This is a genomic window from Micromonospora sp. NPDC049051 (genome assembly GCF_043197575.1).
In the GTDB taxonomy this organism is placed as follows: Bacteria; Actinomycetota; Actinomycetes; order Mycobacteriales; family Micromonosporaceae; genus Micromonospora.
On record NZ_JBICTL010000001.1, the window covers coordinates 460,863 to 473,530 of the forward strand.

Annotated in this window: 10 protein-coding genes and 3 tRNA genes; 3 read left to right on the forward strand and 10 right to left on the reverse strand. The window is 71.7% G+C overall.

From position 1 onward, the window contains the following. Nucleotides 1-5 precede the first annotated feature (5 nt). The 10 genes from ACGFIR_RS02255 to ACGFIR_RS02300 form a co-directional block, all read right to left on the reverse strand. The gene (locus ACGFIR_RS02255) at nt 6-698 is read right to left on the reverse strand and encodes a hypothetical protein (RefSeq protein ID WP_393142772.1); all 693 of its coding nucleotides are present in this window, start codon (nt 696-698) and stop codon (nt 6-8) included. Between the two features lie 992 nt (nt 699-1,690). Further along, complete coding sequence (locus tag ACGFIR_RS02260) at nt 1,691-2,143, reverse strand: DUF1707 domain-containing protein (protein ID WP_393142773.1); 453 nt, start codon at nt 2,141-2,143, stop codon at nt 1,691-1,693. A gap of 228 nt (nt 2,144-2,371) precedes the next feature. Next, nucleotides 2,372-2,445: transfer RNA gene (locus ACGFIR_RS02265), tRNA-Phe, on the reverse strand. Nucleotides 2,446-2,543: 98 nt separating this feature from the next. Beyond that, a tRNA-Asp gene (locus ACGFIR_RS02270) sits at nt 2,544-2,620 on the reverse strand. Between the two features lie 32 nt (nt 2,621-2,652). Continuing rightward, a tRNA-Glu gene (locus ACGFIR_RS02275) sits at nt 2,653-2,725 on the reverse strand. 154 nt (nt 2,726-2,879) lie between these two features. Beyond that, complete coding sequence (locus ACGFIR_RS02280; RefSeq protein WP_393004807.1) at nt 2,880-3,674, reverse strand: polysaccharide deacetylase family protein; 795 nt, start codon at nt 3,672-3,674, stop codon at nt 2,880-2,882. Between the two features lie 75 nt (nt 3,675-3,749). After that, a complete protein-coding gene (locus ACGFIR_RS02285; protein ID WP_393142775.1) occupies nt 3,750-4,700 on the reverse strand; it encodes a MerR family transcriptional regulator in 951 nt (316 codons plus the stop codon). Beyond that, entirely contained in the window at nt 4,690-5,298 is a 609-nt protein-coding gene (gene idi / locus ACGFIR_RS02290) for an isopentenyl-diphosphate Delta-isomerase (RefSeq protein ID WP_393004803.1), read from the reverse strand. Before idi ends, ACGFIR_RS02285 begins: the two co-directional genes overlap by 11 nt. Nucleotides 5,299-5,332: 34 nt before the next feature. Continuing rightward, nucleotides 5,333-6,841 carry a phytoene desaturase family protein gene (gene crtI, locus ACGFIR_RS02295; RefSeq protein WP_393143712.1) on the reverse strand — a complete coding sequence of 503 codons (1,509 nt, stop codon included), beginning with the start codon at nt 6,839-6,841 and terminating at the stop codon, nt 5,333-5,335. After that, entirely contained in the window at nt 6,841-7,992 is a 1,152-nt protein-coding gene (locus tag ACGFIR_RS02300) for a polyprenyl synthetase family protein (protein ID WP_393004801.1), read from the reverse strand. The genes crtI and ACGFIR_RS02300 overlap by 1 nt, the downstream gene beginning before the upstream one ends. 64 nt (nt 7,993-8,056) lie before the next feature. Here ACGFIR_RS02300 and ACGFIR_RS02305 point away from each other — a divergent pair, with 64 nt between their 5' ends. From ACGFIR_RS02305 to ACGFIR_RS02315, 3 genes are all read left to right on the forward strand, one after another. Continuing rightward, nucleotides 8,057-8,995 (forward strand): phytoene/squalene synthase family protein, encoded by a 939-nt coding sequence (locus ACGFIR_RS02305; protein WP_393004799.1) that lies wholly within the window; start codon nt 8,057-8,059, stop codon nt 8,993-8,995. Between the two features lie 164 nt (nt 8,996-9,159). Continuing rightward, a complete protein-coding gene (locus tag ACGFIR_RS02310) occupies nt 9,160-10,311 on the forward strand; it encodes a CapA family protein (protein WP_393004797.1) in 1,152 nt (383 codons plus the stop codon). A 149-nt stretch (nt 10,312-10,460) separates the two neighbouring features. Then, entirely contained in the window at nt 10,461-12,668 is a 2,208-nt protein-coding gene (locus ACGFIR_RS02315; RefSeq protein ID WP_393004795.1) for a HAMP domain-containing protein, read from the forward strand.

Below are 12,668 nucleotides of genomic sequence, written 5' to 3' on the forward strand. Positions count from 1 at the left end.
CTTAACTAGGCGATCCGCTCGACAGGAACGTCCACAACGGGCGCGTTGGCTTCTCCGAAGGAGTCCAAGTCCAGTCTAACGCCACCATCGCCGCCGTATCCTGCGGGTCCGATAATGATGTGCTCACGCCAGCGATTAACGGTGCTGCCCAGCATGTCAACCGGCATGGAAAGTTCCATCATAATGCCCTCAGATGTAGCTTTATAGAGCAAGAACCATGTGGGGTGCATGTCAGGCTCGAACTCCGTTTCCGGGAAGTCGAGGCCCGGAAGGAAGTCGGCGTTCCTTGCTCCACCCGTGACTGAATAGTTGTAGCGAACCAGAGTGGCGACCGCAGATCCCTTCGGGTTGCGCGTCTGCACCCTGCCACTCGGCACTCCGACGGCGCCGGCCCCGCTGATCGCCGAGATGCTGAACCGTTTATCCGGGCTGATTGTGCGGAGGATGTTGTCCCTGTTGGTCCAACTCCATCCTCGTGGGTGAAGCCGTTCCCTGAGGTACCGGTTCCCCCTAGTCCAGAAGATGTAGCCCGCCGCACCAGGTGCATCAACCTCGGTGCACCCCGCAGCATCGACCGCGGCGAGTTCCAGTGGTTGGACCAAGTCTGCTACCTCAAGACCCATCTGCCTCAAGCGGGTCTCTGCGTCGTCCCCGGTGAGCCAGACCTCCTCCGGCTCAGACTCCACGTTGCGATCCATCGCCCCTCCTCATCCAGGTTCCAAAAACGCTACCTCCCAGGAGGTTGGATTTTTGGAACCCGCTTCGGCGTGTTGGACCGCCGCCGTGATCAACAGAGTAGAACGAGCGTTCGAGCCGTGCAAGTTCCACGGACCGTAGGGGGTGGAGGCTCCGGGAGATGTCGGGGCCGGGCGAGAGGTACGTACTGGCTGGGTCAGCTTGGGAGTTGCTCGGGACGTTGATGGCCGAGGTTGGCAGGCGGCATGTGCGGAGCCTGTGGCAGCTGCCGTGATGCGCGAGGTAGGCACAGTGCCGCTGCGAGGCACATGGACCGCGACGGCCAGGTGGTGTTGTGTTCATGCTGGCTTGGTCGGCTCGGAGCTGCCTGTGATCTGTTGCCGAATTGGCCTGTACTAGATCAAGGCGCTCCGCGCGGCGCGGGCCGGGGCGCGGCAACCGGCTCCTACGGAGCCGCCGCCCCGGCCGCCTACGGCGCCGGGGCGGAAAGTCAGCCGGCCCGCAAACCACGCCCCGCCCCGCGCGTCACCCCTGGGTCAGTGAGGTGACCCGATGACGAGTCCCGGTGTGACCAGTGCCAGGCGGACACGCCTTCACCCGTTCTCGACGTTCCAGAGGCCCCACAGAGGGCCGGAGCCACCACCGGCAGGACGAGTTGCCGAACGGTTCGCACGAAGCCGCTGAGGCCCCAGGGAGGAGAGGGGCAAGGGTGGTGAAGGGGCGGAGGGTGAGGAAGAGGGCGGGGTTAGAGCTGTGCCTCCGGCGGGGGCCAGACGACTCCAGGATGGAGTTGCCGAACGGTTGCGGTGGGTGGGTGGTTGGGGAGCTGCCATCCCGTCTACCACCGACCCAGGCAAGCCGAGCAGATCAGGGCCAGGGTGCCAAGGTCGTTCGTCCGGTAGGGCGCTCCACCTTGTCACCCTGGCCCTGATCCGCTCCACGGTGTGTGGGTCGGCGGCAGACGGGATGGCAGCAGGTTGGGGCGTAGCGCAGCTCAGTCAAGGATGAGCCAGAGGACTTGCAGTGCGACGCATAGTGACCCGCCGAGAACTCCCAAGGTTGCCAGTGCGCGGCAGAAGAGTGGCGTACTTGCGCGTAAGCCGAAAAGGCCGAACACAACGCCAGCGGCTCCCGGAAGGAGAACGGGATGCAGTTCTTCGGACAACGGCACCCAGACCACACCTGCGACGAGCGCCAAGAACGACAGCGCCATGCCTCCGTGATCGCGTGCCATGCCTCCGTGATCGTGTGCCTTCCCTGCTTGATCGCGCGCCAGCGACGGCAGGTCGGCCACCAGGACGTCTAGTTCGCCGTGGGTCTTCGCGTCGTAGGCATGCGCTGACCGGTCCTCGAACTCCGCGAAGGTCAATCGCCCCTCGCTCGCAGCGACGCTGAGCCGGACCACGACCGCTTCTCGGTCACGATCTGACACTCGGATGTCGTTCACAAGCAGAGAGTAGCGACGGCGATGGTCACGAGAGGGACCGAAACCGAATCTGATCGACCCGGCAGGCGAGGAAACGGCGTGCAGCGAACGTGCAACATGTGGCGGTGATTGCCGGCCAAGAGCGGTCAGCCACGGCCAACGGTGATCGATGAGTCAGCCCCCCGCACGCAGAAGCGCCGACCGGCGTTTCCGCTGGTCGGCGCTTCAGTAGCCCGGCGAAAGGCTATGTGGCCAGGGGCGGGGTCGAACCGCCGACCTTCCGATTTTCAGTCGGACGCTCGTACCAACTGAGCTACCTGGCCGTGTTGCTCGGTTCATGCTACCCGCACGGCGAATTCTCCGCCGGGAGGGTCACACGCCCCGATACGCAGAAAGCCGCGCATGGCGCGGCGTTCAGCGCTGGCGGTCCTGACGGGACTTGAACCCGCGACCTCCGCCTTGACAGGGCGGCGAGCACTCCAACTGCTCCACAGGACCTAGCTTTGTTGCCTCCGACCGAAGCCGGACCGTGCCCCCAACGGGATTCGAACCCGTGCTACCGCCTTGAAAGGGCGGCGTCCTGGGCCGCTAGACGATGAGGGCGGCCCCGCCATCATTGCACACTCGCAACTTCAAGCGGACTTGCTCCCATCCGGCCCCGCCGGAGGCTTGGATAGCTTACGTGATGGTCGGTCTCTCGACCAAACCGGTATGGCCCCAGCCACAACGCCCGACAAAACCGCAGGTCAAGAGGGTTCTAGCGGAGCTGGGCGATGCCGAAGCGGCGCTTCAGGTCGGTGATCAGGTGTGGGCAGGCGGCAAGCGTGGCAGCCCGATCGCCGCCCCCGTCGTGCAGCAGTACGACGGAGCCGGGCCGGGCGGCGGCGCGTACCCGCTTGGAGATCGTCGCGGCGGTCGGCTTGCCCCAGTCCTGCGGGTCGACGTTCCAGTGCAGCGACCGCATGCCGAGCTGCCTGGCGACCGTCACCACCTCGCTCGTCCACCGGCCGCCCGGCTGGCGGTAGAACGGCACCTTGGCGCCCGGCACCGCCGCCCGGATGGCCGCGTTGGTGCGCAGGAGGTCCCGCCGGATCTCGGCGACCGGCCGCCGGGCGAGTTGCAGGTCGTGGTTCCAACTGTGGTTGCAGAGCTGGTGGCCCTCGCGCACGATCCGCCGGAGCAGCTCGGGGTGCCGGCGGGCCTGCGTGCCCACCACGCAGAACGTGGCGGTGACCCGGGCCGCCCGGAGGCGGTCGAGGACCTTCGGCGTCCAGTGCGGATCCGGCCCGTCGTCGAAGGTCAGCGACACCGTCCGTGCGCCGGTCGTACGACGCAGGCCCGCCGGAAGCTTGGGCGGCAGCGGGCGGACCAGCCGCCTGGGCGGGGCGGTGGGGGTCGGCCGTGGGCTGACCGACGGCGTCGGCTCGGCCGGCAGCGGGGCGGAGGCGACGGGGTCGGGGCCGGCGGCCCGCCGGCCGCTCGTGGCGCCGTCGCCGCAGCCGCCGAGGAGGAGCAGGGCCAGACCGGCGGCCAGCAGGGCGCGTGGACGCATCGTTCGCTCCCGGAGGGGTCGGGGTCGACGGACCTCCCGACGCTAGTGGACGCCGTTTCGCGTCGGGACCCCCGGTCAGTACGCCGAGGCCTGGCCCAGCGAGTCGCACAGCGCGAGCGCCAACGAGACCGCCTCGCTGAGGTCGACCGGCCGCACCACCCCGGCGGGGAGCGAGTCCGCCAGCCAGCCCGGCCCCGCGGCGAGTATCAGCAGCGGGCGGCGGGGCGCGGCGAGCAGGGCGTTGAGCTGGGCGGGGTCGGCGGTGGCCCGGGTGTGCGACCAGATCACCGCGGCGGCCGGCCCGGTCCGGCTGACGGCCTCGACCAGCGCGGGCAGCGGCATCCGGGCACCGAGCATCCGGTAACCGACGCCGGCCTCGGCGAGCGCGGCGGCGAGCGCCTCCAGCGGCAGGGTGTGCTGCTCCTCGTCGGCGCAGGAGAGCACGATGCGCGCCGGACCGGCGGGCGCGGCGGCCCGGGCGACCACCGCGAGCGCCTCCGAGACGCAGCGCGACATCAGGTGCTCGACCTCGATCAGGGCACCGGTGGCGGCGTGCCGCTCCCCGATGCCGAAGAGCACGGGGCGCAGCAGGCCGTCCCAGGTGGCGATCACCCCGTCCGCGTGCAGGGCCCGGGCGATCGTCTCGCCGATCGCCACCGAGTCCAGCCGCATGGCGGCGCGGGCCAGCCCGCGGGCCGCCGGCCCGGCCCGGCCGACCGGAATCGTCGATCCGCCGCCGTCCCGAGCGCCGACGGTGGGAACCCGTGGCTGCGCGCCGGCGTCGGCGGGTACGGCGTCCGGCGCGCGGCGTGCCCAGCGGGCCGCCTCCGCGGGGGTGACCCCCTGGGCGGTGAGCCGACGCATGATCTCCAGGCGCGCGAGGTCGGCCGGCGTGTAGCGCCGGTGGTGCCCGGGGACGTGCTCGCTGGGCCCGAGGCCGTAGCGCTGGTGCCAGGTGCGCAGGGTGGTGACGGCGACACCGAGCCGCCGGGCGACGGCCCCCGCGCTCAGTGCCTCATCGGCCACCCGACCGCTCCGGCGCGTCGTTCGGCGGCGGCCCGACCGGGTCCGGCGGGCCGACGGTCGGCCCCGCGGGGTGCAGCAGCCGGTCCACTACCCCGCCGAGCCACGGCGCGTACGGGCGGGGGTCGGTGTCGATGTCGGCCAGCAGGGCGACGGGGTCGACCCAGCGCAGCTCGGCCACCTCGTCGGGGTCGGGCAGCAGCGGGTCGCCCGGCTGGAACCCGCCCCGCAGGACGTGGTCGTACTCGAACTCGATCCGACCGGTCGCCGGGTCCTCGGCGTAGTAGACGTACACCCCGACCTCGGTCAGCTCGACCGGGCCGGCGCCGAGTTCCTCGCGCAGCCGGCGGTTGGCGGCTTCGACGAGGGACTCGCCGGGCGCCGGGTGGCCGCAGCACGCGTTGGCCCAGCGCAGCGGGAAGCGCGTCTTCACCGGCGCCCGCCGTTGCAGCAGCACCCGACCGTCGGGGTCGACGAGCAGTACGGAGAAGGCGCGGTGGAGCTGGCCCGGGGCCTGGTGGGCGGCCGACACGGTGGTCTCGCCCCGGGGACGCCCGGCGTCGTCGACGAGCTCGACGAGGTGCTTCTCGCGGGTGGTCACGGCAGGTGTCTCCCGGGTCGGAGGGGGAGGGCCATCAGGCACCTCCGGTGATGCGGCCGGCGGCGAGCTTGCCGGAGATGAGCACCATGGGCACGCCGACGCCGGGCTGGGTGCCCGAGCCGACGAAGACGACGTTCGACAGCGTCCGGTGCAGGTTCGACGGGCGGAACGGGCCGGTCTGGAAGAGGCTGTGCGCGGCGGCGAACGGGGTGCCGGCGGCCATGCCCTGCTCCGCCCACTCGGCCGGGGTCACCGCCCGCAGCACCTCGACGCCGGCGCCGAAGCCGACATAGCCGCGCTCCTCCAGGGTGCCGACGAGCTGGTCGGCGTAGCGCTCGGTGAGGTCGCCCCGCCAGTCGAAGGGCGCCCGGTCGAGGTTGGGCACCGGGGCGAGCACGTAGTAGGTGTGCCGCCCGGTGGGCGCCACGGACGGGTCGGTCCGGCTCGGGTTGGTGACCAGCAGGGACGGGTCGCTCATCAGCTCGCCCCGCCGGATGACCTCATCGAAGGTGCCCTTCCACGACCGTCCGAAGTGGATGTTGTGGTGGGCGATCTTCCCATATCCCCGGGTCGACCCGACGTGCAGGACCACGCAGGAGGGGGAGTAGGTGAGCCGGCGCGGACGGTTCGGCGGCAGCAGGTCCCGGTAGGCGACCGGCAGGTCGGGATTGAGCACGACCACGTCGGCCGGGATCAGCTCGCCGTCGGCGGTCACGACGCCGGTGGCCCGGCCGTGCGCGGTCTCCACCCGGGTCACCGTGGTGTCGTAGCGGATCTCGACGCCGTGCTTCTCGGCGGCGCCGGCCATGCCCCGGGAGACCGCGTGGATGCCGCCGCGCGGGAAGTAGACGCCGGCCACCGAGTCGAGGTACGCGATGACCGCGTAGATGGCCAGCGCGTCGTGCGGCGCGAGGCCCGCGTACATCGCCTGGAAGGAGAAGATCCGCTGGGTGCGGGGATCCCGGAAGAACTGGTTGATCTTCGTCTGGAGCCGCCGGAACGCGCCGCCGGCCAGCAACCTGACCAGGTTGCCGGTGAGCAGGTCGGTGGGGGCGTCCAGGTTGCGCTCGATGAAGTCGGCGCGTTCCCACTGCCAGAGCTTGCGCGCGTAGTCGACGAAGCGCAGGTAGCCGTCCGCCTCGCGGGGCCCGCACACCCGGGCGATCTCGGCGGCCATCCGGGTGGTGTCGGTGATGACGTCGAGGGTCGAGCCGTCCGGGTAGTACGCCCGGTAGGCCGGGTCGAGCGGGGTGAGGTCGAGCCAGTCGTCCAACTCCTCACCGACCGCACCGAGCGCCTCGGCGATCAGGTCGGGCATGGTGAGCACGGTCGGCCCGGTGTCGAACTCGTAGCCGTCCACGCTGAGGCGGCCGGCCCGGCCACCCGGCACCGGCTCGCGCTCCAGCACGGTCACCTGCCGACCGCTGCCCGCCAGGTGCAGCGCGCAGGCCAGACCGCCGAGCCCGGCTCCGACGACGACCACCCGGTCCGTACGCCCGTCGACGGTGCGCACGCGACCACCTCCTTGTGCGAAGTTGCCCATCATGCCCGCCGACTGGTGGCGGCGGTGGCGAGACCGGCCAGCGCTGTGCGGGCGGTCTCGTCGATCGACGCGGTGCCGAGCGCGGCCAGCGCCTCGGTGACCCGGTCGGAGATCATGCGCTCGACCCGCTCGACGGCCCCGGTGCCGGCGACCAGTTCGGCGAGGCGGTCGACCTCCGCGTCTCCCATGCCGGCGCCGAGACCGTCCAGCGCGCGCCGCTGGGTCGGGGTGGCGAGCTGCCGGGCCAGCATGAGCAGCACGGTCGGCTTGCCGGTGCGCAGGTCGTCGCCGGCCGGCTTGCCGGTGGCCGCCGGGTCGCCGTAGACGCCGAGGAGGTCGTCGCGAAGCTGGAAGGCCTCGCCGACGGCGAGCCCGTAGCGGGTGTAGGCGGCGGTCAGCGAGTCGTCGGTGACGCCGGCAAGGCGGGCGCCGAGGAGCAGTGGCCGTTGCACCGTGTAGCTCGCGGTCTTGTAGCGGGCGACCCGCAGTGCCCGGCCGGCCGACCAGTTCGCCGCGTCGCTCTCGCCGAGCACGTCGAGGTACTGCCCGGCGATCGTCTCCACGCGCATCTGGTCGTAGCAGCGCCGCACGTCGAGCAGGCGGGCCGGCGGCAGCGCCGCCTGCCCGAGCAGCCGATCGGCCCACACCATGCAGAGGTCGCCGATCAGCACCGCGACCGTCTCGCCGAACCGACGCGGGTCGCCCCGGTGGCCGGCGGCGGCGTGCCGGGCGGCCAGCGCCTCGTGCACGCTCGGCTGGCCCCGGCGGGTGGCGGAGGCGTCCATCACGTCGTCCTGCACGAGCGCGAAGGTGTGCAGCAGTTCCAGGGCGGCGAACGCGGGCAGCACCGACGCCAGCGGACCGGTGCCGTCCGGCACGCCACGCCACCCCCAGTAGGCGAACGTGGGGCGGACCCGCTTACCGGCGGCCAGCACGCAGTCGCGCGCCGTCGCGGCGAATCCGCCCATCGCCGCGTCGATCTCGGTCAGCGCGTCGACCTCGGTGGCCAGGAAACCGGCGAGAGTGCTCTCCACCGCCGTGACCAGGTCCTTCGTGTACGCGGCCAGGACCGCGCGAACGGGATCGTCCCCCTCGGCCGGGCCGACAGGAACGACGCGGAGCGAGTCACCCGTAACTGCGTCGTTGGCCATGCGGCCGAGCGTACCCTAGGCTACGAGTTGCGTCGATTGTTGCGTCGGTAATTGAGGAGGGCCGGTGGACACCGATCTCGCCGCGGCCTATGGCCGCTGCCGTGAGCTGCACAAACGGCACGGCCGCACCTACTATCTCGCCACCCGGCTCCTACCCACATGGAAACGGCGACATGTCCACGCCTTGTATGGATTCACGCGCTACGCCGACGAGATCGTCGACCGCACGGAGGAGCTGCCCCCGGCCGAGCGCGCGGCCCGACTCGACGACTGGGCCGGCCGCTTCGTCGCCGGGCTGCACGGCGAACCGGTGGACGACCCGCTGCTCCCCGCCGTGCTGCACACGATCGCCGTCTTCGATCTCGACCGGGACGACTTCGCGTCCTTCCTCAAGAGCATGGCGATGGACCTGACGGTCACCTCGTACCGCACCTACGACCAGCTGCTCGACTACATGGAGGGCTCGGCGGCGGTGATCGGCACCATGATGCTGCCGATCCTGGGCAGCTCCGACCCGGCGGCGGCCCGGGAGCCGGCCCGCCAGCTCGGCTTCGCCTTCCAGCTCACCAACTTCATCCGGGACGTGGCCGAGGACCTCGACCGGGGGCGGACCTACCTGCCCGACGACGACATGGCCCAGTTCGGCGTCACCCGCGAGGAGTTGGTCGAGGCGCGCGCCCGGCGTCACGCCACGCCGCGGATCCGGGAGCTGATCGCGTACGAGGTGACCCGCGCCCAGACGCACTACGCCGCCGCGGCCCCCGGGATCACGTTGCTCGCACCCGCCTCGCAGGCCTGCATGCGCACCGCGTACGCGCTGTACGGCGGGATCCTGGACGAGGTGGCCGCGCGGGACTACGACGTCTTCGCCGGCAGGGCCCTGGTGCCGCAGCGCCGCCGGATGGCGGTGGCCGCCCGCGCCCTGCTCACCCCCGTCGGCACGCCGGTGGTGGTTCCCGGGCCCGCCGTGGTGCCCGGTCCGGTGGCCGTGCCGACCCCGTGACGGCCCCGCTGCCGCCGACCGTCCGGCGACGGTCGGCGGCACGGTGCCGTGGCGGGCTCCGGAGATCGGGAAGTCGGCGGGCGTACTAGCCTGGCGCGGTGGCGAGCGATTCTCACTCGGGCGGCCGTGGGCTCCCGGGTCCGGTGCGGGCGGTTCTCAGCAGCGTGACCGCTGTGGCGTTGGCGCTGGGCGCCATCTACGCCCTCGGGCCCTGGTCGTCGGAAGCGCCCCTGTCGGGCGGTGCTCCCCGTCCGGTGGGCGCTCCCGTGCAGGTCGACGGCCGTACCGTTTCCGTGCTCGGTGCGGGCGACATCCTCGTCCACCCCGAGTTGTGGGACCAGGCCCGCCGCGACGGCGGTGGCCAGCTGGACTTCGGCCCGATGCTGGCCCCGGTGCGCCAGGCGGTCAGCGCGGCCGACCTGGCCCTGTGTCACCTGGAGACCCCGCTGGCCCCGCCGGGAGGCCCGTACATCGGCTTCCCCAAGTTCAGCGTGCCGCGCGAGGTGGTGCAGGCCATCAAGAGCACGGGGTACGACGGCTGCTCGACCGCGTCGAACCACAGCCTCGACCAGGGGCAGGACGGCATCAAGCGGACCCTCGACGCGCTGGACCAGGCGGGCCTCGGGCACACCGGCACCTACCGGACGAAGCGGGAGTCCGGCGAGCCCAAGATCTACCGGGCCAAGGACGTGAAGATCGGCCACCTCAGCTACACCAAGAGCTTCAACGGCCTGCGCCCCCCGGCCGGCAAGGAGTGGGTGGCGAACCTGATCGACGTGGAGGCGATCCGGCGCGACGCCGCGGCGTCCCGCGAGGCCGGCGCCGAGATCGTCGTGGTCAGCCTGCACTGGGGCACGGAGTACGAGCACGAGCCGGACGTCGACCAGCAGACCTGGGCCCGCCAGGTCGCCGCCATCGAGGACGTGGACGTCGTCTTCGGGCACCACGCGCACGTCGTGCAGCCGATCGAGCGGATCGACGGCACCTGGATCATCTACGGCATGGGCAACCAGATCGCCCGGCACGCCGAGCCGCTGAACGTCAACCGGGACGGTGCGATGGTCCGGGTCACCTTCGCCCCGACGCGGCAGACGAAGAGGTGGAAGGTGGTGGCTGTTGAGGCGCTCCCCACCTTCGTTGATCTTAATCCGGCCATCCGTTTGGTCGATCTCGAACAGCGGTTGGCCGATCCGGCGCTCTCACCCGGACGGCGCAGGATCTACGAGGCGGCGGTCGAGCGGATCGAAGGAAACCTCCTGACCAGGGCAACCGAATCGGCGGGCCTCGTGGTGCGCGGGGTCGCCCCGCCCCGCTAGCCGCCGGCGTCCCAACGGCGACGACCGATCGGTCACGGACCACCTTCGACAGCCCCTTGCTAGCATCTCGCCGCGACCGCCTGCCGGTCGGCAGGTCAGACGGATCCGGGTGATCCGACGGGGGGCTGTACCGGGAGAGGTTGTCGTTCATGCCAGGCAGGTCGGCGCCGCTCGCCTTAAAGGACTTCGACGCGGGCTCCGTCGAGGATCAGAAGCAGCTGGTGGCCTGGCGGCGGCGGGCCCTGGACCAGCAGTTGCCGGCGGCGGCCTTCCCGGCCGGGACGAGCGCGCCGTCCCTGGTCTACCTCTGGGCCACGATGTTCGTCGTCGCCGTCGCCGTCCTGGGCTTCGCGCTCCACGGCCAGCGCGGCGTGCTGCCGGCAGTGGTCGACTCGCAGCGGGACGTCGTGACGAAGCTGGCCTCCAGTCTGCGACTCGAGGCGAGCCGCACCTTCGTCGAGCTGGAACGCACGGTGTCCGCGCGGGGGACGACGCCCGACGCCGAGTTGCTGGCCCGGGTGGTCGGCGACGGCACCGGATACAACGGCGCGGCGGTCGTGGAGACGACGTCCCGGCAGGTCCTGGCCGCCAAGGGCGCCGCCCCGCCCATGGACCTGCTGCCACCGGTGCTGCCGACCGGTCACGCGTTCGCGGTCACCACGGCGGACGGCCCGCTGCTGGTGTATCCCGCCGTGCTGGACGGCACGCGTGTCGTCCTGGCGACGCGCCCGGTGACCATGCGCAACCTGCGGCTCAACCCGGACGCGGGACACGGCGTCCACATGCTCACGGCCGACGGCCGCAGCAGCCTGATGCAGGGCGCGAACACCGTCGCCCCCGGACACCTGCCGAAGGTCTTCGAGGGGCTGTCCGCGTCCGGCTCGCGACAGAGCCGCGAGATCGTGGTCAAGGAGTGGGCGGACCGCCGGTTGCTGGTCTCGTCCGCGCCGGTCGGCGACACCGGGCTCGTGGTCGTCTCCCTGCTCAGCACGGAGGTCAGCGAGGGCACCTCGAGCGTCGGCGGGATCCTGCTCGGGGCCAGCCTGCTGGTCACGGCCCTGGCCAGCTTCCTGCTCATGCGCAAGTCGTTGGTCCGGCCGGTGCGGGCGCTCCTCAGCCAGGCCAAGGCCGACGCCTGCGGCGCCCAGACGCCGCAGCGCGCTCCGATGCGGATCCGCGAGGCCCATCGGATCGCGCGCGCACTGGCGCTGACCTCCGGTGACCAGTTCGCACCGGGCAACCGGTGGCGGCCGACCGTGCTCCAGGGACTGACCGTCGCCGTCGTGGTCGCCCTGCTCTGGCCGGCGGCGGCCATCGTGATCGCGTTCCAGGCCGACGATCCGACGATCCCCGTCCAACTGGTACGCGACGAGGAGAACCGGGCGGAGGAAGCCAGCAGCGCCCTCGGCAACCTGCTGAACGACGGGCTGTCGACGGCCTCGCGCGTCTCCCGGGCGGTGGACGTGCGGGACGTGGCGCGGACCGAGCGGATGCTTGAGCGGGAACTCGGCGACGAGCGACGGTTCCGGGCGCTCTACCTGGTGGATCAGAGCGGAAAGGTGGTGGCCGGGGCCGGCCGGGATCCGCTGCGTACCGCCGAGCCGGTGCCGGGCGAGATCGGCGTGCGCCTCGACAACGCCGTGGACCGGCTGCCGGTGGTGTACGCCTTCAACCAGCTCGACGACGGCCACGCGGTGATCGGGGAGTTCGACCCGGACCGCCTCCTCGCTCTGGTCCGCCGGGTCGACGGTCGGGTCCGGGTCGTCGACGCGGATCTGCGTACGATCCTGGACTCGGAGGGTTTCCAGGTCTTCCAGCCGCTACAGGGCGAACTGGCTCGGGAAGTCGCCGTCGAGGTGTTGCCGGGCACGACCGTCGGCCGGTCGACCACCGGGGACGGGCAGCCCGCGCTGATCGCCGCCACCGGGCTGACCGCGCCGTCGACGGTCGCGCACCTCGAGTGGGCCGTCGTGGTCGAACAGGACGTCGCGGTCCTGCGCCTGCCGGCGTCGGTCGAGCGGCGCTGGACGCTGCTGCTGGCCGGCGGGGTGGTGGGCATCATCCTGCTCACGCACGTCTGGCAGCTCTACATCTTCGTCCGGCCGTTGCGGCGGCTCGCGTCCTTCGCCGACCGCATGAGTCAGGGGACGCTCGACCTGCCGGTGCCGCCGCAGCGTCACGACGACATCGGCGCGCTCGCCATGTGCATGGAGATCTGCCGCCAGGTCCGCCACACCGGGTCCGTCCGGTTCGGTGGGGCGCTGCGCATGCGCGGTGCGGGCACCGACCGCACCACGGTCCTGCCGCGGGTCCGGCGGACGGCGGGGGCGCACGGCAGCCGGGCGACGAAGGGCTGA

Excerpts from the sequence above, each read along its gene's own strand:
- ACGFIR_RS02315 (WP_393004795.1), top strand. The coding sequence starts at position 10,461 with ATGCCAGGCAGGTCGGCGCCGCTCGCCTTAAAGGACTTCGACGCGGGC.
- ACGFIR_RS02255 (WP_393142772.1), bottom strand. The coding sequence starts at position 698 with ATGGATCGCAACGTGGAGTCTGAGCCGGAGGAGGTCTGGCTCACCGGG.
- ACGFIR_RS02300 (WP_393004801.1), bottom strand. The coding sequence starts at position 7,992 with ATGGCCAACGACGCAGTTACGGGTGACTCGCTCCGCGTCGTTCCTGTC.
- crtI (WP_393143712.1), bottom strand. The coding sequence starts at position 6,841 with ATGGGCAACTTCGCACAAGGAGGTGGTCGCGTGCGCACCGTCGACGGG.
- ACGFIR_RS02280 (WP_393004807.1), bottom strand. The coding sequence starts at position 3,674 with ATGCGTCCACGCGCCCTGCTGGCCGCCGGTCTGGCCCTGCTCCTCCTC.